Genomic DNA, 21,990 nt, shown 5'->3' with positions numbered 1-21,990 from the left:
CGCGGGCGCGCGCGCGCGCGCGGCCCCGGGGGCGGGGGGGTGTGGTGATGCGCATGTGTCGGCGCGGCCCGGGCGGGGCGCCCCCCCCCCCCAACCTCCAGGTTGGCCGAGCTATTTCGTGGCTTGGTTCACAGGGTGGGGTACAGCGGGTGCTTGGCGGCCAGGACCTCGACGCGGGAGCGCAGGTCGGCGAGGTCCGGGGAGGGCTGGAGCGCCGTGGCGATGATGTCCGCCACTTCGGCGAAGTCCGCCGCGCCGAAGCCGCGGGTGGCCAGGGCGGGCGTGCCGATGCGCAGGCCCGAGGTCACCATCGGGGGACGCGGGTCGTTCGGCACGGCGTTGCGGTTGACCGTGATGCCCACCTCGTGCAGGCGGTCCTCGGCCTGCTTGCCGTCCAGGTCGGACGCGACCAGGTCGACCAGGACGAGGTGCACGTCCGTGCCGCCGGTGAGCACCTTCACGCCCGCCGCGGCGGCGTCCGGCTGGGACAGCCGGTCGGCGAGGATCTTCGCGCCCTCGACCGTGCGGCGCTGGCGGTCGGCGAACTCGGGCGACGCGGCGTGCTTGAACGCCACCGCCTTGCCCGCGATCACGTGCTCCAGCGGGCCGCCCTGCTGACCCGGGAACACCGCCGAGTTGATCTTCTTGGCGAGGTCGGCGTCGTTGGTGAGGATGACGCCGCCGCGCGGGCCGCCGAGGGTCTTGTGGGTGGTCGTGGTCACGACGTGGGCGTGCGGCACGGGGCTCGGGTGCAGGCCCGCGGCGACCAGGCCGGCGAAGTGGGCCATGTCGACCATCAGGTAGGCGTCCACCGAGTCGGCGATGCGGCGGAACTCGGCGAAGTCCAGCTGCCGGGGGTAGGCCGACCAGCCGGCGACGATCAGCTTGGGGCGGTGCTCGGCGGCCAGGCGCTCGACCTCGGCCATGTCCACCCGGCCGTCCTCGTCCGACACGTGGTAGGGCACCACGTTGTAGAGCTTGCCGGAGAAGTTGATCCGCATGCCGTGGGTGAGGTGGCCGCCGTGCGCGAGGTCGAGGCCCAGGATGGTGTCGCCCGGCTGGAGCAGGGCGAACATCGCGCACGCGTTGGCCTGCGCGCCCGAGTGCGGCTGGACGTTGGCGAACCCGGCGCCGAACAGGGCCTTGACCCGCTCGATCGCCAGCCGCTCGATCACGTCGACGTTCTCGCAGCCGCCGTAGTAGCGCCGGCCGGGGTAGCCCTCGGCGTACTTGTTCGTCAGCACCGACCCCTGCGCCTGGAGCACCGACACCGGCGTGAAGTTCTCCGAGGCGATCATCTCCAGCGTGCTCTGCTGCCGGTGCAGCTCGGCGGCGACGGCGTTCGCGACCTCCGGGTCGAACTCCGCGAGGGAGGTGTTGAAGTGCTCGGACATGTGTGGGTCTCTCCCTTAGCTGGTTCGCTGGTAGAAGGGCAGCGCGACGACCTCGACCGGCTCGTGCTTGCCCCGCACGTCGACCGAGAGTTCCGTGCCCGGCTCGGTGTGGCCGGTGGTGACGTAGGCCATCGCCACCGAGTAGCCGAGGGTCGGCGACAGCGCGCCGCTGGTCACCTCGCCGATGCGGTTGCCGTCCGCGTCCAGCACCGGGTAGCCGTGCCGGGGCGCGCGGCGGGAGGTGGTCTTCAGGCCGACCAGGACCTCGGCCACGCCCTGCTCGGCGACGGCGGCCAGCGCGTCGCGGCCGACGAAGTCGCCCGGCTTGTCGAGCTTCACCACCCGGCCGAGGTTGGCGTGGAAGGGCGTGCGGTCGCGGCCCAGCTCGTTGCCGTACAGCGGCATGCCCGCCTCCAGGCGGAGGGTGTCGCGGCAGCCGAGGCCGGCGGGCTTGAGGTCGTGCGGCGCGCCCGCCTCCAGCAGCGCCTGCCAGACGTGCGCGGCGTCGGCCGGGGCGACGAACAGCTCGAAGCCGTCCTCGCCGGTGTAGCCGGTGCGGGCGAGCAGGGCCGGCTTGCCCGCGACCTCGGTCGGGTACGAGGCGTAGTACTTGACCGAGGTCAGGTCGGTGGGCGTGAGCGCTTCGAGGATGGCGGTGGACCGCGGGCCCTGCACGGCGAGCAGCGCGTAGTCGGCGGACCTGTCCTCGACGGTGGTGTCGAAGCCCTTCGCGCGCTCGACCAGGGCCTCGTGGACGACGGCGGCGTTCGAGGCGTTCGCGACGACGATGTACTCCCGGTCGCCGGTGCGGTAGACGATCAGGTCGTCGATCACGCCGCCGTCGGCCTCGCAGATCATCGTGTACCGGGCGCGGCCGACGCCGATCGCGGAGGCGTGGCCGACCAGGGCGTGGTCCAGCGCCGCGCCGGCCTCGGGGCCGGTGAGCACGATCTCACCCATGTGGGTCAGGTCGAACAGGCCCGCCGAGGTGCGCACCGCGCGGTGCTCGGCCAGCTCGCTGTCGTAGCGCAGCGGCATCCGCCAGCCCGCGAAGTCGGTGAACTGGGCGCCCAGCGCCTCGTGCTCGGCGTGCAGGGGCGTGCGGCGGCTTTCCATCGGGCGGGTCCTCCCTGGGTGCGGGCACGCCGGCGGGCCGACCGGTCGGGTCGGCGCGGGCGCGCCCGAGAGCGTCACGTGCGAAAGGATGACACGGCCCATCGGAGACTCCTCGTCGAGTGAGCCTCCCCCTCTGCCATGAGCCTGAGAGCTTCGCCACCCGGCGCGGGCGGCTTGCACCGTGGGCGAGGCGCAGCGGGTGCGCCTGCTTTCCAGAGTTGCCTTCGTCGCGCGGTACCTGGGCCTGAGAGATTCCGGGGAGGAGTTGCTCCTTCGGCGCCCCGCTCGGGGACTCTCCCGCGCGACATCGACGGCCGTGTTCAGTTGGTACCGCCAGACGCTAGGGGTGGCCGGCGGGCGGGGTCAACCCCGGTCACAGGCTCTTCTCGGCCCGGACGGTCTCCACGACCTTGCGCTCGGCGTAGAACGACACGAACGGGATCGTGCCCGCGAGCAGCACCAGGGCGGTGCCCTTGATCGACCAGCGGGCCTTGAGCGCCAGGTCGACGGTCAGCACCAGGTAGACGGCGTAGAGGAAGCCGTGGACGGGGCCGACGACCTGCATCATGCCCGCGTTGCCGCCCGCGTACTTGGCGATCATGGCGACCACGAGCAGCAGCAGGCCGACACCGACCACGTAAGCCATGAACCGGAACCTGGTCAACGCGCCGCTCATCGTCCTACCTTCGCCTCACCGCTGGTCCCGCGCGTGGAGCTGGGCGAGCATGCGGTTGTAGGCCGCCAGCTCGTCGTCCTCGTCGTCCGGCACGGGTGTCCTGACGGGCTCCACGGTAACCATCGGGCGCGGCGGCTCGACCACCGGCTCCCGGGCGGCCTCGGCCTTGCGGCGGGCGTCCAGCCTGCGGATGCGCCACACCATGAACGCGGGGAAGAGGCCGAACAGCGGCCACTGGAAGACGTAGCCGAGGTTCTGGAACGTGCCGCCCGCCTCGGAGAACCGCTCCCACTGCCAGTAGGCCAGGCCGCAGCACACGACCAGCGACGCCAGGCACGCGGCGGCGATGGCCAGCCGCTTGGGGGTGATGAGGCCCTGCACGCCTCAAGGGTAACGGGTGTTCCGCCCGGAGTCCGGTTCGTCCGGTTCCAGGGCGCCGGGGCCGCGCCACCGGGGCCGGGGCTCCTCGTGCAGGAGCCCGCCCCCTCAAGGCAAGGGCTCCTCGACCACAGGAGCCCGCCCCGACTCGTCGGACCTAGGCCACGCCGTCCCGGCGTTGCCTCTGCAACCTGGCCACGCACCAGGCCGCCGCGCTGCCCCGACGCAGGTGCTGGAGCACCGTCATCGGGCCGAGGCGACGACCGAGGTCGGCGGGGGTGAGCCCGGCCGCCCGGTAGTCCAGAGCGCGCTGGTCCAACGGGCTGATGCCCGCGTCCCACCACAGCTCGGCCTCGGAGAGATCGCCCACCAGCTGCCAGTAGCTGGCGGCGGCCGCGAGCAGGACCTCGGGCACCTCGGGCGCCCGCTTCCGCATCGCCGCCACGTACGCCGGATCCGCGGACTCGACCTTCACCAGGCCGCGGGGACCGCCATTCGCCCGCTGCACGGGGATCCCCGGCGCGGACGGCGGGGCTTCCGCGAGCCACGCGTCCTTGATCCGGTTCACCTCCCGCAGCTCGGCGTCGTCCGAGCGCTCAGCCGCCCACTGCCGCAACAGCTCGTCGACTCCGGAGTCCTCGACCATTCTGCCTCCTCGTCGGTCGAAGATCAGCCAATGCGACGCACCGTATTAGCGGGTACCGACAACCGCTAGACCCCGGTTTGTCTAAAACCCTGTTACCAGGGCGTTATAGCCCTCATTCCACCCGTATGGTGCAACGCTCGGATCCTGCGGTCACCGCTCGTGACCGCATTGAGCGGAGTTCGGCGACGTCGGAGGGGTCGCTAGGCGAAGAGGCTGCGGACGAAGGTGATGATCGACTCCGCGCCGGCCTGGAGCCACCCCAGGGCGGTCCGCACCGCCTGGGCGGACTCGTTCGGCTGGGTGATCAGGAGGAACAGCACCAGCGCGACCGCCGCCAGCGTCACCACCTTCTTGACGTTCACTGATCGCTCTCCGTCCGTGTCGCTCGGCCGGGCGGCCCGTCGCCGCACCGGTCGTGTCAAGCGTCATCGTCCCTCATTCACCCGGATGATGACGATCGAACGCGCCCACGTCGCCCGACTGGCCGCCGGCCCGACCACGCAACCACGCCTGAACCGCCCCTGGTGTCACCCGATCGGACGATCAAGGGGACCAGTGGTCCCGCCGATCCTGAAGGTACGGGCGCTCGCCCACCCCCCAGGCACGGACACCGAGGTTCAGCGACATCGTCTTCCCTTCGCCGCCCATCACCTGAATGCGCCGACTCACGCACCGAGCGTGACAAAGGCCGATGTCGGCTGCCACTCAATTCCGGTACCCCTTCAGGTGATTTCCCGTGCCCTTTTCGGGACCGGCCGGGGGCGCGTCAGCCGACCACCCCGGAACGCCGCAGCGCGGCGATCTCGTCCTCGCCCAGCCCCAGCTCGGCCAGCACGGCGACCGTGTGCTCCCCCACCGCGGGCGGCGGACCCGGCGCGGCCGCGGGCGTGCGGTCGAACCGCGGCGCCGGCGCGGGCTGCGCCACCCCTCCCACCTGCACGAACGTGCCGCGCTCGGCGTTGTGCCCGTGCGCGGGGGCCTCGCCGGGCGCGAGCACGGGCGCGAGGCACGCGTCGGTGCCCTCGGCGAGCGCGGCCCACTCGTCGCGCGTCCGGGTGGCCACTGCGGCGGCGATGCGGGCCCGCAGCTCCGGCCAGTTCGCCGGGTCGTGCCGCGGCGGCAGCCCGGCGTCGGCCAGCCCCAGCACGTCCAGCAGCTCGGCGTAGAACTTCTCCTCCAGCGCGCCGACGCTGACGAACCGCCCGTCGGCGGTCTCGTACACGTCGTAGAACGGCGCGCCGCCGTCCAGCAGGTTGGTGCCGCGCCGCCCGGGCCACGCGCCGACCGACGCCATCCCGTGCAGGAACGTCGTGAGCAGGGCCGCGCCGTCGACCATGGCCGCGTCCACGACCTGCCCGCGCCCGGACCGGTCCCGCTCGTACAGGGCCGCCAGCACGCCCACGGCCAGCAGCAGCCCGCCCCCGCCGAAGTCGCCGACGAGGTTGAGCGGCACGGTCGGCGGCGCGCCGTCCCGGCCGATCGGCTCCAGCGCGCCCGCCACCGCGATGTAGTTGATGTCGTGCCCGGCGCGGTCGGCCAGCGGCCCGTCCTGGCCCCAGCCCGTCATCCGCCCGTAGACCAAGCGCGGGTTGCGGGCCAGGCACTGCGCCGGGCCGATGCCCAGCCGCTCGGTCACGCCCGGCCGGAAGCCCTCGACCAGCACGTCGGACTCCGCGACCAGCCGGAGCACCAGCTCCGCGCCCTCGGGGCGGCGCAGGTCCACGCCGATCGACCGCCGCCCGCGCCCCAGCAGCGGCACCTCCGTCGCGCCGCCGATCCGGTCCACCCGGACCACCGACGCGCCCAGGTCCGCCAGCACCATGCAGCCGAACGGCGCGGGCGCGAGGCCCGCCAGCTCGACGACCTTCAACCCCTCCAGCGGGCCGGGCACTAGAGCGACCTCGCGATGATTTCCTTCATGATCTCGTTCGTCCCGCCGTAGATCTTCTGCACGCGCGCGTCCGCCCACGCGCGCGCGATCGGGTACTCGGTCATGTAGCCGTAGCCGCCGAACAGCTGCACGCACTCGTCCACGACCCGGCACAGCCGCTCGGTGGCCCACCACTTCGCCATCGCCGCAGTGGGCACGTCCAGCCGCCCGGCCAGGTGCGCCTGCACGCACTCGTCCACGAACGCCCTGGTCACGCGGGCCTCCGTGGCGCACTCGGCGAGCTTGAACCGGGTGTTCTGGAACTTGATCAGCTCCCGGCCGAACGCCGTGCGGTCCTTGACGTAGGCCAGCGTGAGGTCCACCGCCGCCTCGATGCCCGCGACCGACGCCACCGCGATGATCAGCCGCTCCTGCGGGAGCTGCTGCATCAGCTGGATGAACCCCTGGCCCTCGCCGGTGCCCAGCAGGTTCTCCGCCGGCACCCGGACGTCGTCGAAGAACAGCTCGGCGGTGTCCTGGCCGTGCATGCCGACCTTGTCCAGCACCCGGCCGCGCCGGAACCCCTGCGCCGCCGCGGTCTCCACGACCAGCAGCGAGATGCCCGTCGCGCCCTGGCCGGGGTCGGTCTTGGCGACCACGACCACCAGGTCGGCCTGCGCGCCGTTGGTGATGAACGTCTTGGAGCCGGACAGCACGTACTCGTCGCCGCGCCGCAGCGCCCGCGTCTTGACGTTCTGCAGGTCGGAGCCGCCGCCGGGCTCGGACATGGCGATCGCGCCGACGTACTCGCCGGTCGCCATCTTGGGCAGCCAGCGGCGCTTCTGCTCCTCGGTGCCGTAGGCGTTGATGTAGTGGGCGACGATCCCGCTGTGCACGCTGTTGCCCCACGCGCTGTCGCCGCACCGGGCCTGCTCCTCCAGCAGCACCGCCTCGTGCGCGAACGTGCCGCCGCCACCGCCGTACTCCTCGGGGATGGACAGGCAGAGCAGCCCGACCCCGCCCGCCTTGGTCCAGAAGTCGCGGTCCACCTGCTTCTGCGCGGCCCAGCGCTCCCGGTGCGGGACGGCCTCCCTCTCGAAGAACGTCCGGGCCAGCTCCCGCAGCTGGTCCAGGTCCTCGGTCATCCATGCGGAACGGCGAGTTGGCATGCCACCGACGTTCCCACCGGCGGGGCCGCGCCGCCATGACCGCAGCGCGCCGCGGTGACCCGTGATCGTGAGCGCAAATGTCAGGCCGGTGGGTCAGACTGGGGGCATGAGGGTGCGACGGCTCGGGCCGGACGACTGGGCGACGTGGCGGGACATCCGGCTCACGGCGCTGGGCAGCGACCCCGGGGCGTTCGGCCCGACGCTCGCGCTGGAGCGGGAGTTCGACGAGGCGCGGTGGCGGGAGCTGCTGGGCCCGGACCACGGGGTGAAGGTGGTGGCGGAGGCGCCGGAGCCGATCGGGCTGGTCGCCGGCGTGCCGCACGAGGTTCACCCCGACGTGTTGTACCTGTACTCCATGTGGGTCAAGCCGGAGTTCCGGCGGCGGGGCGTCGGCGAGGCGCTGGTGGCCGACGTGCTGGCGTGGGCGCGCGAGCACGGGTGGGCGCTGGTGCAGTTGCGGGTGGTCCGGGAGAACGAGACGGCCCGGCGGCTCTACGCGCGGCTGGGGTTCGTCGGCGAGGGCGAGGTCATGGACCACCGGCTCGCGCCGGTGAGCTAATAAGTCACCTCGCGCGGTCATGGGCGGTCCCCGCAGCGGCGGTTACCGTTGAGTACATGAGCGAAGCCTTGATCTTCGACGCGGTGCGCACACCGCGTGGCAGGGGAAAGCGCGGATCGCTGCACAGCGTCAAGCCGATCACCCTGGCCTCCGGGGTGCTGGCGGCGCTGGCGCGGCGCAACGACCTGGACACCTCGGCGGTGGACGACGTGGTGTTCGGCGTCGTGTCGCCGGTCGGCGAGCAGGGCGCGGACATCGCCCGCACCGCGGTGCTGGCCGCCGGGTGGGACCTGCGGCCGGCGGGCGTGCAGCTCAACCGGTTCTGCGCGTCCGGCCTGGAGTCGGTCAACCTGGCCGCCGCCAAGGTCGCGTCCGGGTTCGAGGACCTGGTGGTGGCGGGCGGCGTCGAGTCGATGTCGCGGGTGCCGATGGGCTCCGACGGCGGCGCGTGGATGGCCGACCCGGAGACCAACATGGCGGTCAACTTCGTGCCGCAGGGCGTGAGCGCCGACCTCATCGCCACGCTGGAGGGGTTCAGCCGCGAGGACGTGGACGCGTACGCGGTGCGCTCGCAGCAGCGGGCGACGCTCGCGCGGGACAAGGGCTACTTCGACCGCTCGCTCGTGCCCGTGGTCGACCAGAACGGCTCGGTCGTGCTCGACCACGACGAGGCGATCCGGCCGGAGACCACGCTGGAGGGCCTGGCCAAGCTCAAGCCGAGCTTCGCCTTCCACGGCGACCTGGGCTTCGACGCGGTCGCCATCGACCGGTACCCGACCGTGGAGCGGATCGACCACGTCCACACGCCGGGCAACTCGTCGCAGATCGTGGACGGCGCGGCGGCGATGCTGATCGGCAGCGGGCGCATCGGCCGCGAGCTGGGCCTGACGCCGCGCGCCCGGATCACCGCGACGGCGGTCGTCGGCTCGGAGCCGACGATCATGCTGACCGGTCCGGCGCCGGCCGCGCGCAAGGCGTTGGACAAGGCGGGGCTGACCGTCGAGGACATCGACCTGTTCGAGATCAACGAGGCGTTCTCGTCGGTGGTGCTGAAGTTCCAGCGGGAGCTGGACCTGCCCGACGACAAGGTCAACGTCAACGGCGGCGCGATCGCCATGGGCCACCCGCTCGGCGCGACCGGCTGCATGATCCTCGGCACCCTGCTCGACGAGCTGGAGCGCCGGGACCTGCGGCGGGGGCTGGCCACGCTGTGCGTGGGCGGCGGCATGGGCATCGCGACGATCATCGAGAGGGTCTGATGGCTATCCACTACGAGCGGGACGACGAGGGGATCGTCACCCTCACGATGGACATGTCCGGTTCGGCGAACGTGATGAACGCCGAGTACCACCGGGACATGGGCGAGACCGTCGCCCGGCTGGAGGCCGAGCGCGACGACATCGCCGGCGTGGTGCTGACGTCGGCGAAGAAGACGTTCTTCGCGGGTGGCGACCTCACCCTGCTGATCACGATCACGCCGGAGAACGCGGGCGAGGCGCTCGGGTTCCTGGAGGAGGTCAAGGGCCAGCTGCGGCGGCTGGAGCTGCTGGGCAAGCCCGTGGTCGCGGCGATCAACGGCAGCGCGCTGGGCGGCGGCCTGGAGATCGCGCTGGCCTGCCACCACCGGGTGGCGCTGGACGACGACAAGATCAAGCTGGGCCTGCCCGAGGCGACGCTGGGCCTGCTGCCCGGCGGTGGCGGCGTGACCAGGATGGTGCGGCTGCTGGGCGTGCAGCCCGCGTTGCCGCTGCTGATGGAGGGCAAGCAGCTCCGGCCGGCGCGGGCGTTGCAGGCCGGGATCGTGCACGAGCTGGCGTCCTCCCGCGAGGAGCTGATCGCCAAGGCGCGGGCGTGGATCAAGGAGAACCCCGCGCCGCGGCAGCCGTGGGACGAGCCCGGGCACACCGTGCCGGACGTGCGGGTGGGCGACCCGAACCTGTACGGGCTGCTCGCGGCGGCGCCCGCCGTGCTGCGGAAGAAGACGCACGGCGTGTACCCCGCGCCGGAGAAGGTCCTGGCCGCGGCGGTCGAGGGCGCGCTGGTCGACTTCGACACGGCGTTGCGGATCGAGGCGCGGTACTTCCTGGAGCTGGCCGCGGGCCAGGTGGCCAAGAACATGATCGGCACGTTCTGGTTCCAGCTCAACGAGATCAACGCGGGCGGCTCCCGGCCGTCCGGGGTCGAGCGGTCGAAGGTGGCCAAGGTCGGCGTGCTCGGCGCGGGCATGATGGGCGCGGGCATCGCCGAGGTCAGCGCCAAGGCCGGGATCGAGGTCGTGCTGAAGGACGTGACGCTGGAGGCCGCGCGGCGCGGCGCCGGTGACACGCCGGGCATCACTCCGACCGACTCGGACGCCGACCTGGCGGGCTGCGACCTCGTGATCGAGGCGGTGTTCGAGAACCGGGAGCTGAAGAACCGGGTGCTGCCCGCGGCGGAGGCGGCGGCGCTGCCGGACGCGGTGATCGCGTCGAACACGTCCACGCTGCCGATCACCGGGCTGGCGTCGGCGGTGGCCGACCCGTCGCGGTTCATCGGGCTGCACTTCTTCTCGCCGGTGCCGAAGATGCGGCTGGTGGAGATCATCCGCGGCGAGAAGACGTCGGACGAGACGCTGGCGCGGGCGTTCGACTACGTGCTGCAGATCGGCAAGACGCCGATCGTGGTGAACGACAGCCGCGGATTCTACACGTCGCGGACGTTCGGCACGTACGTCACCGAAGCGGTGTCGATGGTGGCGGAGGGCGTGTCGCCCGCGTTGATCGAGAACGTGGCGCGTCGTGCGGGCATGGCGGTCGGCCCGCTGGCGGTGTCGGACGAGGTCACGTTGACGTTGCAGCTGAAGATCCGGGACCAGGCGCTGGCGGACGACCCGTCGGCGGCCGGGGCGCTGGGCGACCACCCGGCGTTCCGCGTGCTGGAGGAGCTGGTGGCCGAGGGGCGCACGGGCAAGTCCGGCGGGGCCGGCTTCTACGAGTACCCGGAGGGCGGCCGGAAGTTCCTGTGGCCGGGGCTGGCGCGGTACGCGCGGGCCGACGCGGGCGTGACGGAGCAGGACGTCGAAGACCGGTTGCTGTTCATCCAGTCGTTGGAGACGGTGCGGTGCCTGGACGAGGGCGTGCTGACGTCGGTCGGTGACGCGAACGTGGGCAGCGTGTTCGGGTTCGGCTTCGCGCCGTGGAGCGGCGGCACGCTCCAGTTCATCAACTCCTACGGGCTGACCGGGTTCGTGGAGCGTGCCGACTACCTGGCCGACACCTACGGCGAGCGCTTCCGCCCGCCGACCTCCCTCCGCGACCGCGCCACCACCAACCACCCCTACTGACCCTCGCGCGTGTCCTACGTTGCGAACGCGCGTGTCCTACGTTGCGAACGCGCGTGTCCTACGTTGCGAACGCGCGTGTCCTACGTCCAGAACGCGAGAGTCCTACGTTCAGGTACCCCGAGTTCAACGCTCAGGACGCTCGCACGTGTTCTGAGTGTTGAACTCGGGTGTTCCGAACGTAGGACACGCGCGACGCGAACGTAGGACACGCGCGGCGTGAGGGTTGGACTCTCGCGGGGTCAGGGGGTGGTGATGGTGGTGGAGGTGGTGGTGTTGTTGACGGTCACGGAGAGGGTGGTGGTGGCCGGGCGCAGGGCGGTGAACGTGCCGGTGGCGGGGTCGAGCCAGGCGGCGTGCCAGGGGCGCAGGCCCGAACGGTTGCCGATGTGCACGTTCGGGGACGCCGACCAGTCCGCGGTCACCGGGTAGGCGACGGGGACGTCGCGCGAGCCCTGCGCCACGGTGGCGGTCACGGTCGCCGGCACGCCCACGGGCACGGTCGGCGGCGCGGCGAGGGTCAGGCCGTCCACGTGCGGCCGGACCTCGGCGGCCAGCCAGTCGTCGCCGCGGCGCGGGTCGACGCCCAGCATGGTCCAGCCGGTAAACCCGCCCCGCCCCGCCTCCCCCGCCGGCGCCTTGCCCGAGTTGCCGTTCACCAGGTACGGCACGCCGTCCACCCGCGAGGCGTGGAACAGGCCCACGTGCGCGCCGATGAACGCCGCGCCCTTGCCGGTCGTGCGCCGGAACTCCGCCAGCCAGTCCTCGACCACGTCCGCCTCCAGCCGGTCGGCCAACTGGCTGGCCCTGGTCGGCGTCGGGTCGCGCGGCGGGTGGTGCTCCGCCACGACGACCGAGTGAACGGCCCCGTGGTCGCGCAACGCGTCACGCAGCATGACCGCCTGGTCGAACCCGCCGCCGCGCACCGTCCCCGTGGACGAGTCCAGCAGCACGAACCGCGTGCCCTTGTGGTCGAAGACCCGGTGGGTCGCCCCGAACTCGCGCCGGAAGTTGTCGATCGTGCCCGGGCCCATGATCTCGTGGTTGCCCGGCACGTAGTGCCACGGCAGCTCGTCGCCCAGCTCCTCGGTCAGCACCCGCCGCGCCAGCGCGAGGTCCGCGGGCGACGCCTCGTCCACGAAGTCGCCGTTCACCACCACGAAGTCGGGCCGCTGCGCCTTGATCTCGCGCAACGTCCGCCGCGCCGCGCGCACCAGCGCGCCGTCCGGGTCCCGGGCCACGAACTGGGCGTCGGACATCACGGCGAACCGCCACGGCCGGTCGGCCACCGTGCCGTCCTGCACCACGAACCGGTCCGCCGGCTCCGCCACCACCGGCAGGTCCACCGCGGGCGGCACCTGGGCCACGATGTCGTCCACGACCACCTCACCGGTGTACTGCCGGTCCGCCTTGGTCTCGATCGTGTAGAACCTGTTCACCCGCAACGGGAACGCGAGCCCGGACGGCACCGCCACCTCCAGGTAACGCCACCCGGTCCAGGTGATGTACGGCCCGTAGAGCGAACGGCTCAGCCCTGACGAGTCGGTGACGGTGAACGCCGTCCACTCGCCTCGACCGTGCCCGTAGACCCACGCCCCGAGCGCGAGCGGCTGCCCCGGCACCTCGATGGGCCGCGGCGGGATGGCGTAGGCGGTGCGGGTGCCGGTGGACTTCGAGAAGTCGTACGACATCCGCAGCCCCGCGCCGGTGCGACCCTCCGCGACCGGCGTCACCGAACCGGAGCCCCGCGCCGAGCCGAACGTCCACGCCGCGCCGTCGTCGAACCCGGCGAGCAGCCGCTCCTCCAGCCCCACGGTCACCGGGACCCGCACCACGTGCGCCCCGACCCGGGCCACGACCGTCGTCGCACCCGGCCGCAGGGCGGTGACGCGCAACCCGCCGTCCGCTCCGGGGGCGACGTCGACCACCGACCGGTCGTAGTCCAGCGCCAGGTCCGCGGGCTCGACCGGCGCGGTGAACCCGTCGCCGTCCCGGCCGACCACGCCGAACGCGGACGTGCCGCCCACGTCGGGCAGGCTCAGCCGGTTCGTGGTCGCCGCGAGCCCGGCCAACGCCCCCAGCACGGTCAGCTCCACCTCGCCGCTCACGCCCCCGCGGTGCGCCACGGCCTTCGTCGTCCCCGGCCGCACCGCGTGGAACACGCCGTCCCGGTCCACCCGGCCCACGTCGGTCCGGGTCGTGCGCCACCGGGGCGCGTCGTCCCGCACCGGGCCGTACGTCTCGTCGTGCCCGTCGGCGGCCAGCCGCCGGGTCAGCCCGGGGAACACCCGCTCCGGGTGGCCGCCCGGCACGGTGTCCGTCCCCGGCGCGGACCGCGGGTCCATCGCGGTGCGCACCCAGAAGCCGGTCAACGTGCCGCTGCCGGCGGGCGCGTACAGCGCCAGCCCGTTCGGCACGGGCCGCTCGCCGCCGTCGGACGGGGTGTTCTCCACGACCACCGAGTCCGCGCCGGGCGTGCGGGCCACCAGGGTGGACGAGCCGCCGCCGTCGAGGTTGAGGGCGTTGTGCGCGCCCATCTCCTTCAGGATCGCGGCCACGTCCTTGAGGGTCAGCCCGAGCAGGTACGCCCCCTGGCGGCCGTCCACGGTGAGCAGGAACATCTTCCGGCCGTCGGCCGAGAACCCGACCGCCGTGCGCGGGTGCAGGGGGTCGTCGGGCGCGACGACCTCGCCGTCGACCAACAGCACCTGGTTGCCGCCGATCGCGGCGTGCAGGGCGCTGCCGTCGCCCGCCTTCGTGGTGTGCTCCACGGTGATCCGCTCCCCCACCGCCACCGCGGCCAGCGCGTCCGCGCCCGCCTCGCGGCCGACGAGCACCTGGCCGTCGGCCGGGATCGGGTCGTCGCCCGCCCGGTCGCGCCGCTCGACCACCACGCCCGACCGCAGCACGACCTCGGTCACGCGGTCCGCGCCCCGCACCGCCCGCGCCCGGCTGTAGCCGCCCCAGACGGGGTCGAACAGGCCGATCCCGCCCGCCTCGACGGTGGCGCTGTTGAGCTGGTGCAGCCGCAGCACGGCACCGCCCTCGCGGACGACCCGGCCGTCGAAGAACACCTCCATGACCCGGCCGATGCCCGCCGCGTCGAGGCCGACCGCGCGGCGGTGGCCGGGGGCGGGCGACTTGACCGTGCGGCCGTCGCGGACGCCGACGCCCTCGGGCGCGTTGGAGTTGTTGATGTCGAAGAAGTCGCCGTTGACGGCGGCGACCGCGCGGGTGCGGTCGGCCTGCGCGGACAGCGGTTCGGCGGCGGTCACGTGACCGGGGTGCAGGTAGTCGACCCCGGTGCCGGCGGTGAGGTCCACGGTGAGCGCGTCGCCGCGGATCCACCCGCCCGCGCCGCCCGGCTCGTACCAGTCGAACGAACTCAGCGACACGCCCGGCGCGACGGGACGGGTGGTGCGGGCGGTCTCGATGCGGCGGGCCGGGTCGAGCGCAGGGGCGACCGCGACACCGGGCAGGTCGACGACGGACGACGGCGGAGGGGGCGGTGAGGGGGCGGCCGACGCGGAGGCGGCCCGCGCGGAAGCGGGCAGGCCGGCGTCGGTGGGGGCGGCCCCCGTGAGGTGGGCGGACGGGGCGGCCCCCGCGGCGGGGGTGGAGAGATCGAGGCGGGCCGAGGCGGGCGGTGGGTCGGCGTGGGCCGCGGACGCGGCCGTCGCCAGGGCGAGGACCAGCGCCGCGGCCGGTGCGGCGGAGCGAGGGCGTGGGAACACGGGCACTCCCGCAGGGCTCGGTGAGTAACTGACGCGATGCAAGTCCACCGTGTTGACGATTCGCCGGACACGGCCGTTCGGCCGCAGTTGCGCCGCCCGCCGGGGTCAGCCCCCGGCGCCGCCCCGGTACGTGCCGGGGCTCGCGCCCGTCCACCGCTTGAACGCCCGGTGGAACGCGCTCGCCTCGGAGAAACCCAGCCGCAGCGCCAGCTCCTCCACCGACTCGCCGCCGCGCACCAGGCTCGCCACCGCCTGGTCGCGCAACAACTGCTCCCGCACCTCGCGGAACGACGTGCCCTCAGCCGCGAGCTTGCGCCGCAACGTGGGCGCGCTCATGCCGAGCCGCGCGGCCACGTTCTCCAGGCCCACGACGCCGCCGCCGAGCATCCGCCGCACCTGGCTCGACGCGTCCGCGCCGTAATCGCGCCGGGACAGCAGTTCGGCCGGCGAATTGCGCAGGAACCGCCGCAACGCGGCCTCGTCCTGCACCACCGGCATCCGCAGGAATCGCGCGTCGAACCGCAACGTGGTCGCGGGTGCGGAAAACCGCAGCGGCGCGCCGAAGATGAGGTGGTATTCCGCGCCGTGCGGCGGTTCCGGGTAGGCCAGGTCCACCCCGCGCAACGGGATCCGGCGGCCGATCAGCCACGACGAGAACCGGTGCCACAGCACCAGCAGCGACTCGACCAGGAACCGGTCCGGGTCGTCCACGCCCTCCGTCGAGAGCGTGAACACGGCCACCCCGTCCTGCTCGCACAGCGTCATCGTCGGCCGCACGTCGAACAGCTCGTAGAACGACAGGCCGCGCCGCAACGCGTCCTCCAGCGACGCGCAGTGCACGGCCAGCAGGCACATGGTCGGGAACGTCCCGCGCTTGCTCGGCCGCGGCCCGAGGCCCATGAACTCGTCGTCCAGCGCGTCCCACAACGCCTGCACGAGCCTGCTGTACTGGGCGGGCGTGACGCGGGCGCGTTCGTCGGCGAGCAGGGCCTCGCCGATCCCCGCCGTCGCGAGCAGCGCGCCGACGTCGTGACCGCGCCGCACGGCGCCGCGCAACGCGGCGTTGACGTAGTGGATGGCGATGGTCCTGGTGAGCATCACTCACAGTGTGCATCACACCGGCGAAAGGCCGTGAGCGGCGGCGCGGAACGGGGAGAGGAAGCGCCGCGCCGCCGCCAACGGTTGGCCCACCCCAGTGAGCCGGCTCCTCGTCGATGGGGCATCCGCCCGCCCACCCACGAGGGACGTTGTGGTGCCCATATGGTAGGTGGTCTAGACCAGATACGTCAATACGGCGAAAAGGCTATACGTGGCCCAGACCATTTGAGATTTGTTTCGCCGCGGTGTCAGCCTTGTTCCAGGGGCGCCACTCCGAAGCCCTCGGAAAACCGTTGGCACCAGATCACGACGCTGCGGACGGCCGTGAGGTCGACCCCGGCGGGCACCTCGTAGACCTGGTTGCCGCGATTCGCCTTCAGTTCGCCCAGGTTCGTGAAACCGGAGCCGAACGCCTCCTCGGGCGAGCCGGCGGCCTGCCCGGACAGGTACACGTGCAGGTCCGGGCCGTCGCTGGTGTCGAGCGACTCGAACTGCACGGCGCGCTTGCCGTCCGGCAGCTCGACCAGCGTCGCGGTGCCGGTCGTGGTGTGCGAGAGCGAGCGGAACGGCCCGGAGGCCAGCGCCACCGGACCGGCGGGCGGCGGCGTGGTCGTCGCCTCGACCGCCGCCGAGGTCGAAGTCGTGGCCGCGGTCGTCGCCGGCAGCAACAACGCCTCGTCGGCCGTGCGGTTGGTGAACAACCGCCACGGCTGGAACAGGTACAGCCCCACCACCAGGGCGACCACCAGCACGCCGGCCACCCCGATCACCACCACCCGCTTGGACATCGCACGCCTTCCGAAGTCGATCCGTCACGGACAACTCTGGCGAACCGGGCGCGGCTCGGCGCGGGAAACCCGATTACGAAGTTCTGACGTCCGCCGCGCCCGCGTTGTTAGGGTCGCCGCGTGGGCGAACGGACCGGGTTGGCGATCGTGTGCGCGCTCATGGTGGGCTGCGCCGCCTTCGGCCCCTTCCCGCACCCGGTGCCGCTGCTGTTCGCCATCGCGGCGATCGGCGCGGCCAACGCCGCGTTCCCGCTGATGCGCACGTTCGGGTCCGCGCTGCTCGGCGGGGTCGCGGCGGCGAGCACCGGGCTGGCCTCCGTGCCGTTCGTGACCTGCTCCTCGGACAAGTTCACGGACGTGTTCACCTGTACGGGTGACGCACCCACCTGGCACATGACCGGCGCGGTGCTGGTGGCCGGGCTGGCCGGGGCCGGGCTGGTGCTGGCCCGCGCGCTCGGCACGCCGACCCCCGCGCGTGGACCCGCCGCCGCGCGGAGTGACGAGGAGCGCCGATGAGCGTGACCTGGCGGCAGGTCGCGGCCTGGCGCACCCGCGCGCACGCCCTGGACGCCCGCCGACCGGCGGGTGAGGCCGCGGACGTGGTGTCGCGGCTGTGCGGGCTGCACGCCCAGCTCATGTCGTCGGCCGGGGCGACGTTGCGCGCCCGCGTCGACGGACTCGCCGACGACGCCGTCGAACGCGCCCTGTGGACCGACCGCACGCTGGTCAAGACCTGGTCGATGCGCGGCACGCTGCACCTGCTGCCCGCGGACGAGTACCCGCTGTGGCAGGCCGGGTTCGCCACCTACAGGCACTACCTCAAGCCGGTCTGGTTGCGGAACTTCCACATCACCGCCGACGAGCTGGACGCGCTGGTCGAGGCGGTCGGCGAGGTGCTGACCGACCGCCTGCTCACCCGCGCCGAGCTGGCCGACGAGGTCGCCGCGCGCACGTCCGCGGACCTCGGGGACAAGCTGCGCGAGAGCTGGGGCGCGTACCTCAAGCCCGCGTCGTTCCGGGGCAGGCTCGTGTTCGGCCCCGGCGAGGGGCAGTTCGTCCGGTTCACCAGCCCGCGCACGTGGCTGGGCTTCGACCCGACGCCGGCGGAGGGCGCGGTCGAGGAGGTCGCGCTGCGGTTCCTGGCCCAGCAGGGCCCCGCGACCCGGGAGGACTTCGCCCGCTGGTGGGGCGTGAGCCCGGCCGACGGCGGTCGGGTGCTCAAGGCGCTGGGCGACCGGGTCGAGCCGCTGGACGTGGAGGGCACGGCCTGCTGGGCGCGGGCGGAGGACGTCGAGGGGCTGCGCGCGGCGGAGCCGGTGCGGACCGTCCGGCTGCTGCCCGCGTTCGACCAGTACGTCGTCGCGGCGACCCGGCACGCGACCCACTTCCTCGATGGTGGGTCGCCCGATCAGGTGTACAGACCGCAGGGATGGCTGTCACCGGTACTCCTGGTGGACGGGCTCATGGCCGGCGTGTGGTCCCGCGAGCGCAAGGGCGGCCGGCTGACCGTCACCCTGGAGCCGTTCCGCTCGTTGTCCGCAGCGGTGCGGAAGGCCGTGCTCAGCGAGGTGGACCGGATGGACGAGCCGGTCGAGGTGCACTGGGCCGGTTAGCACCGGCCGATGGGCGGTACTGTTCAGCCGCTCAGCGTTGCGCCACGAGTACGTTCGGTTAGGAGGCTTGCTGTGCGGGTGCTGTGGGCCACGTGCGCCCTGGCCGTGGCGGCGTCGGCCTTGGTCGGTGTCCTCCTCGGGGTCTACCTCGACGGTGTGAAGGACGACCAGCAGGCGGACCCCCCGGCCTCGACCTGGATCACCGGCCGGCCGTCGACCGGCAGCAGCTCCACCACGACGCCGAGCCAGGCCACCACCGAGGCCCTGTCGTCGCCGCCGAAGTCCACCACCGCGGTCCGGACGACCACGACGACTCCGCCACCGGCCGCGCCGCCGCCACCGCCGGAGACGCAGGTCGAGCCCACCACCACCACGACCACCACCACGACGGCCACGCGCAACACCGACTGGCCGTGCAGCCCCCTCAACCCGCTGCCGCCGCCGCACTGCCGCGACTGACCGCCGCCCGGCATCCCTCACGTCGCCGAAACGCCGTCGTCCCCGCGCGGCAACGTCGGTCCCGCAGCCTGGGTCCATGGAGACCACACCGAACACCTGGCGGCTGCGGGTCGAGCTGGACGACAGCCCCGGCACCCTGGCCAGGGTGACCGTCCGGCTCGCGGACCAGGACTGCAACGTGCTGGCCCTGTCCGTGATCCCGGTGCCCGGCGGCGTGATCGACGAGCTGGTGGTGCGCGCCGCGCCCGGCCTGCTGCCCGCGGACCTGGTGGACGCGGTGCGCGCCGAGGGCGGCCGCTGCGTCGGCATCACCGCCGCCGACGTGCGCGACCTGGTGGACGCCCCGGCCGCCGCCCTGCGCGCCGCCGCCCTCGCCCTCCACGACCACAACCGCGTCGCCGAAGCCCTGCGCATCGTCCTCGCCGCCGACTCCGTCGAACCAACCCGGACAACTGCCCCGAACTTCCCGAATCCCCTGGACCCACCGGATTCCCCGACCGCCTCGACCACCCCCACCTCCCCTCCCCCTTCCGACGAACAACCCCACCACCGCGAGGTCGACTTCCAGGCGACCTCGCCCGCGACGCCGGAGGCGGCGCAGTCCTACACCGCCAAGCGCGGTTGGGCGCCCTTCACGCAGGTCGAGCTGGCGCGCGGGCAGGCGTTGCTCGACCTGCTGTCGGCCCACGGCGCGGCGACGCCCCGCCCGACGGCGCTGCTGACCGACGACGGCATGGCGCTGGTGCTGCGGCCGGGCCGCGCGGGCGACGAGGGCGCGGTCGCCGAGCTGCACTCGCGGTGCTCGATGGGCACCCTCTTCCACCGCTACCACTCGGGCCTGCGGACGGTGCCGCGGCGGTGGCTGCACCGGCTGCTCAGCCCGCCGCGCGGCACCACCGTGGTGGCCCAGTGCGCGGACCGGGTGGTCGCGCTCGGCCAGCTGATCCCGATGTCCACTCCGGACAGCGCGGAGGTGTCGTTGCTGGTGGAGGACGAGTGGCAGGGGCGCGGCGTCGGCACGGCGCTGCTCGGCGAGCTGGCCGCCGCGGCGCGCGCCGCCGGTCGGCGGGAGCTGGTCGGCTGGTGCCTGCCCTCCGAGACCGGCCTGCTGCGCACCGCGGCCCGCGCCGGGCTGCCGACGTCGGTGCGGCGGGAGGACGGGCTGCTGCGCGTGTCGATCGCCGCGGGTGACGCCGGGATCACCGCCCCGGGTAGTCCTGAGAGCGCTTCCCGGCAGGTCGCCTCCGGCTAAGCTGGGCTGGTCGGGCGAGGAGTCGAGGAGTGGTGCTCGTGTCCGTTCAATCGCACTCGGGTGCGCGGCCCACGCTGGAGGACGTGGCGGCGAAGGCCGGTGTCTCCCGTGCGACGGCGTCACGGGTGCTCAACGCGTCGCCCAGGGTCAGCCCGGAGGCGCACGAGGCGGTCACGGCGGCGGTCATGGAGCTGGGCTACCAGCCGAACCAGGCCGCGCGGGCGCTCGTCACCCGGCGGTCCGGCGCGGTCGCGGTGGTGTTCTCCGAGCCCGAGCCGAAGATCTTCGACGACCCGCACTTCGCCTGGTTGATCCGCGCCGCGGCGCGGTCGCTGGCCGACGCGGACGTGCAGATGGTGCTCATGCTGGTGCACTCGCCGCAGGACCAGGCGCGGGCCGAGCGGTTCCTGGCGGGCGGTCACGTGGACGGCGCGCTGCTGTTCGTGCCGCACAAGGGCGACCAGTTGCCGGCCGTGGCCCGCAAGCTGCCGCTGCCCGTGGTGTACGCCGGGCGGCCGTGGGGCTCGCTGCGCGGCCTGCACACCGTGGACCACGACAACGAGGGCGGCGGGCTGCTCGCCACCGAGCACCTGCTGTCGTTGGGCCGCAAGCGGATCGTCTCGGTGACCGGCCCGCTGGACGAGCACTCGGCGATGGACCGGCTGGCCGGGTGGCGCACGGCGGTCGGCGCGGACGACGAGACCACGGCGTTGATGACGGAGGACGGCGGCTTCTCCCGCGAGGGCGGGAAGAGGGCGATGGAGGCCCTGCTGGCCCGCGTGCCGGACCTGGACGCGGCGTTCGTCGCCTCCGACCACATGGCCGCGGGCGCGCTGGACGCGTTGCGCGAGGCGGGCAGGCGGGTGCCGGAGGACGTGGCCGTGGTCGGGTTCGACGACCACCCGATGATCGCGCCGCACACCACGCCGTCGTTGACCAGCGTGCGGCAGGACACGAGCGCGCAGGTCCGGCACATGGTGACCCACCTGCTGCGGCTGCTGCGCGGCGAGACGATCCGCGCCCGGCGGGAGGTCCTGCCCACGGTGCTGGTCCGCCGCGAGTCCGCCTGAGCGCACCTCCGCGCGCACGACCGCGACCCGGCGCGAGGGCGCACCGGGTCGCGATCGGGGACGTCACGCCGCGGGCAGCAGGCCCGCCCCGAGCGCTTCGGCGGCGCGGGTCAGGCCGCCGCCGAGGCTCTCCCACCCGCTCCAGCCGTTGTTGGGCGCGGTCTGCCAGATGTGCCACAACGCGTCGTCGCCACCACGGGCGAACACCTCGATGCGGCCGTCGGCGTTGCGGCCGGTGGACGGGTCGCTGGTGAGGTACCCGCCCAGCCACTCCCACCCGTCCCAGCCGTTGTTCGGCGCGGTCTGCCAGACGTGCCACAACGCGTTGTCCGTGCCGCGCACGAACACCTCCATCCGGCCGTCGGCGTTGTTGGCGACGGCGATCTCGCTGGTCAGCTCGCCGCCGAAGCTCTCCCAGCCGTCCCAGCCGTTGTTCGGCGCGGTCTGCCAGACGTGCCACAACGCGTAGTCGGTGCCGCGCACGAACACCTCCAGGCGGCCGTCCGCGTTACGCCCCACGGCCGGCGTGGACGTCAGCACCCCGCCCAGGCTCGACCACCCGCTCCAGCCGTTGTTGGGCGCGGTCTGCCAGATGTGCCACAACGCGTTGTCCGTGCCGCGCACGAACACCTCCAGGCGGCCGTCCGCGTTGCTGCCCACCGCCGGCGCGGTGGTCAGGACACCACCCAGGCTCGACCACCCGCTCCACCCGTTGTTGGGAGCCGTCTGCCAGATGTGCCACAACGCGTTGTCCGTGCCGCGCACGAACACCTCCAGGCGGCCGTCCGCGTTACGCCCCACGGCCGGCGTGGACGTCAGCACCCCGCCCAGGCTCGACCACCCGCTCCA

20 protein-coding genes and 2 riboswitches are annotated in these 21,990 nt (G+C 73.3%); of the genes, 8 read left to right on the top strand and 12 right to left on the bottom strand.

The window, feature by feature from the left end; genetic code table 11:
* Positions 1–128 precede the first annotated feature (128 nt).
* The 8 genes from glyA to ACFXGA_RS05935 all read right to left on the bottom strand — a co-directional run bounded on the left by glyA (position 129) and on the right by ACFXGA_RS05935 (position 7,225).
* A complete protein-coding gene (glyA, locus tag ACFXGA_RS05970) occupies positions 129–1,394 on the bottom strand; it encodes a serine hydroxymethyltransferase (protein ID WP_378084750.1) in 1,266 nt (421 codons plus the stop codon).
* A gap of 15 nt (positions 1,395–1,409) precedes the next feature.
* On the bottom strand, positions 1,410–2,510 hold the full coding sequence (gcvT, locus tag ACFXGA_RS05965) for a glycine cleavage system aminomethyltransferase GcvT (protein ID WP_378084749.1): 1,101 nt from the start codon (positions 2,508–2,510) through the stop codon (positions 1,410–1,412).
* Positions 2,511–2,633: 123 nt separating this feature from the next.
* A riboswitch (glycine riboswitch) is annotated at positions 2,634–2,732 on the bottom strand.
* Positions 2,733–2,820, bottom strand: a riboswitch (glycine riboswitch).
* 63 nt (positions 2,821–2,883) lie between these two features.
* On the bottom strand, positions 2,884–3,186 hold the full coding sequence (locus ACFXGA_RS05960) for a DUF3817 domain-containing protein (RefSeq protein WP_378084748.1): 303 nt from the start codon (positions 3,184–3,186) through the stop codon (positions 2,884–2,886).
* A gap of 15 nt (positions 3,187–3,201) precedes the next feature.
* Positions 3,202–3,567, bottom strand: coding sequence for a hypothetical protein (locus ACFXGA_RS05955; RefSeq protein ID WP_378084747.1), 366 nt, complete (start codon positions 3,565–3,567; stop codon positions 3,202–3,204).
* A gap of 154 nt (positions 3,568–3,721) precedes the next feature.
* Positions 3,722–4,210 carry a helix-turn-helix transcriptional regulator gene (locus tag ACFXGA_RS05950; protein WP_378084746.1) on the bottom strand — a complete coding sequence of 163 codons (489 nt, stop codon included), beginning with the start codon at positions 4,208–4,210 and terminating at the stop codon, positions 3,722–3,724.
* A gap of 200 nt (positions 4,211–4,410) precedes the next feature.
* Positions 4,411–4,572: a hypothetical protein gene (locus tag ACFXGA_RS05945; RefSeq protein WP_378084745.1), complete on the bottom strand. Its 162-nt coding sequence runs from the start codon at positions 4,570–4,572 to the stop codon at positions 4,411–4,413.
* A 404-nt stretch (positions 4,573–4,976) separates the two neighbouring features.
* Positions 4,977–6,101 carry a CaiB/BaiF CoA transferase family protein gene (locus ACFXGA_RS05940; RefSeq protein ID WP_378084744.1) on the bottom strand — a complete coding sequence of 375 codons (1,125 nt, stop codon included), beginning with the start codon at positions 6,099–6,101 and terminating at the stop codon, positions 4,977–4,979.
* Complete coding sequence (locus ACFXGA_RS05935; protein ID WP_378084743.1) at positions 6,101–7,225, bottom strand: acyl-CoA dehydrogenase family protein; 1,125 nt, start codon at positions 7,223–7,225, stop codon at positions 6,101–6,103. Before ACFXGA_RS05935 ends, ACFXGA_RS05940 begins: the two co-directional genes overlap by 1 nt.
* 130 nt (positions 7,226–7,355) lie before the next feature.
* On the opposite strand from ACFXGA_RS05935, the gene ACFXGA_RS05930 reads away from it, so the two are divergent.
* Genes ACFXGA_RS05930 through ACFXGA_RS05920 form a run of 3 tightly spaced genes read left to right on the top strand, consistent with a single transcriptional unit; the run spans position 7,356 to position 11,130 of the window.
* Entirely contained in the window at positions 7,356–7,808 is a 453-nt protein-coding gene (locus ACFXGA_RS05930) for a GNAT family N-acetyltransferase (protein WP_378084742.1), read from the top strand.
* Positions 7,809–7,864: 56 nt separating this feature from the next.
* Positions 7,865–9,067, top strand: a complete 1,203-nt coding sequence (locus ACFXGA_RS05925) for an acetyl-CoA C-acetyltransferase (protein ID WP_378084741.1) — start codon at positions 7,865–7,867, stop codon at positions 9,065–9,067.
* Positions 9,067–11,130: a 3-hydroxyacyl-CoA dehydrogenase NAD-binding domain-containing protein gene (locus ACFXGA_RS05920; RefSeq protein ID WP_378084740.1), complete on the top strand. Its 2,064-nt coding sequence runs from the start codon at positions 9,067–9,069 to the stop codon at positions 11,128–11,130. The genes ACFXGA_RS05925 and ACFXGA_RS05920 overlap by 1 nt, the downstream gene beginning before the upstream one ends.
* A 239-nt stretch (positions 11,131–11,369) precedes the next feature.
* Here the strand turns inward: ACFXGA_RS05920 and ACFXGA_RS05915 are convergent, their stop codons facing one another.
* The 3 genes from ACFXGA_RS05915 to ACFXGA_RS05905 all read right to left on the bottom strand — a co-directional run bounded on the left by ACFXGA_RS05915 (position 11,370) and on the right by ACFXGA_RS05905 (position 16,747).
* Positions 11,370–14,861: a phosphodiester glycosidase family protein gene (locus ACFXGA_RS05915; protein ID WP_378084739.1), complete on the bottom strand. Its 3,492-nt coding sequence runs from the start codon at positions 14,859–14,861 to the stop codon at positions 11,370–11,372.
* 105 nt (positions 14,862–14,966) lie between these two features.
* Positions 14,967–15,959 (bottom strand): AraC family transcriptional regulator, encoded by a 993-nt coding sequence (locus tag ACFXGA_RS05910; protein WP_378084738.1) that lies wholly within the window; start codon positions 15,957–15,959, stop codon positions 14,967–14,969.
* A gap of 248 nt (positions 15,960–16,207) precedes the next feature.
* Positions 16,208–16,747, bottom strand: coding sequence for a DM13 domain-containing protein (locus ACFXGA_RS05905; RefSeq protein WP_378084737.1), 540 nt, complete (start codon positions 16,745–16,747; stop codon positions 16,208–16,210).
* Positions 16,748–16,867: 120 nt separating this feature from the next.
* Between ACFXGA_RS05905 and ACFXGA_RS05900 the strand changes: the two genes are divergently transcribed.
* The 5 genes from ACFXGA_RS05900 to ACFXGA_RS05880 all read left to right on the top strand — a co-directional run bounded on the left by ACFXGA_RS05900 (position 16,868) and on the right by ACFXGA_RS05880 (position 21,141).
* Positions 16,868–17,263: a hypothetical protein gene (locus ACFXGA_RS05900; protein WP_378084736.1), complete on the top strand. Its 396-nt coding sequence runs from the start codon at positions 16,868–16,870 to the stop codon at positions 17,261–17,263.
* Entirely contained in the window at positions 17,260–18,360 is a 1,101-nt protein-coding gene (locus tag ACFXGA_RS05895) for a winged helix DNA-binding domain-containing protein (RefSeq protein WP_378084735.1), read from the top strand. The genes ACFXGA_RS05900 and ACFXGA_RS05895 overlap by 4 nt, the downstream gene beginning before the upstream one ends.
* 72 nt (positions 18,361–18,432) lie before the next feature.
* A complete protein-coding gene (locus ACFXGA_RS05890; RefSeq protein ID WP_378084734.1) occupies positions 18,433–18,819 on the top strand; it encodes a hypothetical protein in 387 nt (128 codons plus the stop codon).
* Between the two features lie 76 nt (positions 18,820–18,895).
* Positions 18,896–20,071: a GNAT family N-acetyltransferase gene (locus ACFXGA_RS05885; RefSeq protein ID WP_378084733.1), complete on the top strand. Its 1,176-nt coding sequence runs from the start codon at positions 18,896–18,898 to the stop codon at positions 20,069–20,071.
* 38 nt (positions 20,072–20,109) lie between these two features.
* Positions 20,110–21,141: a LacI family DNA-binding transcriptional regulator gene (locus tag ACFXGA_RS05880; protein WP_378084732.1), complete on the top strand. Its 1,032-nt coding sequence runs from the start codon at positions 20,110–20,112 to the stop codon at positions 21,139–21,141.
* 63 nt (positions 21,142–21,204) lie between these two features.
* On the opposite strand, the gene ACFXGA_RS05875 is transcribed toward ACFXGA_RS05880, so the two are convergent.
* The coding region (locus ACFXGA_RS05875; RefSeq protein ID WP_378084731.1) for a carbohydrate-binding protein at positions 21,205–21,990 on the bottom strand (786 nt) is incomplete at its 5' end.

Source organism: Actinosynnema sp. NPDC059335, assembly GCF_042752395.1.
Taxonomy (GTDB): domain Bacteria; phylum Actinomycetota; class Actinomycetes; order Mycobacteriales; family Pseudonocardiaceae; genus Actinosynnema.
The sequence above is the reverse complement of the archived record's forward strand: the minus strand, read 5'-3'. Positions and strand labels throughout refer to the sequence as shown.

What these genes read in the sequence shown, in the direction of transcription:
- glyA (WP_378084750.1), bottom strand. Translation starts at nt 1,394, where the DNA reads ATGTCCGAGCACTTCAACACCTCCCTCGCGGAGTTCGACCCGGAGGTC.
- gcvT (WP_378084749.1), bottom strand. Translation starts at nt 2,510, where the DNA reads ATGGAAAGCCGCCGCACGCCCCTGCACGCCGAGCACGAGGCGCTGGGC.
- ACFXGA_RS05960 (WP_378084748.1), bottom strand. Translation starts at nt 3,186, where the DNA reads ATGAGCGGCGCGTTGACCAGGTTCCGGTTCATGGCTTACGTGGTCGGT.
- ACFXGA_RS05950 (WP_378084746.1), bottom strand. Translation starts at nt 4,210, where the DNA reads ATGGTCGAGGACTCCGGAGTCGACGAGCTGTTGCGGCAGTGGGCGGCT.
- ACFXGA_RS05935 (WP_378084743.1), bottom strand. Translation starts at nt 7,225, where the DNA reads ATGACCGAGGACCTGGACCAGCTGCGGGAGCTGGCCCGGACGTTCTTC.
- ACFXGA_RS05930 (WP_378084742.1), top strand. Translation starts at nt 7,356, where the DNA reads ATGAGGGTGCGACGGCTCGGGCCGGACGACTGGGCGACGTGGCGGGAC.
- ACFXGA_RS05925 (WP_378084741.1), top strand. Translation starts at nt 7,865, where the DNA reads ATGAGCGAAGCCTTGATCTTCGACGCGGTGCGCACACCGCGTGGCAGG.
- ACFXGA_RS05920 (WP_378084740.1), top strand. Translation starts at nt 9,067, where the DNA reads ATGGCTATCCACTACGAGCGGGACGACGAGGGGATCGTCACCCTCACG.
- ACFXGA_RS05910 (WP_378084738.1), bottom strand. Translation starts at nt 15,959, where the DNA reads ATGCTCACCAGGACCATCGCCATCCACTACGTCAACGCCGCGTTGCGC.
- ACFXGA_RS05905 (WP_378084737.1), bottom strand. Translation starts at nt 16,747, where the DNA reads ATGTCCAAGCGGGTGGTGGTGATCGGGGTGGCCGGCGTGCTGGTGGTC.
- ACFXGA_RS05895 (WP_378084735.1), top strand. Translation starts at nt 17,260, where the DNA reads ATGAGCGTGACCTGGCGGCAGGTCGCGGCCTGGCGCACCCGCGCGCAC.
- ACFXGA_RS05885 (WP_378084733.1), top strand. Translation starts at nt 18,896, where the DNA reads ATGGAGACCACACCGAACACCTGGCGGCTGCGGGTCGAGCTGGACGAC.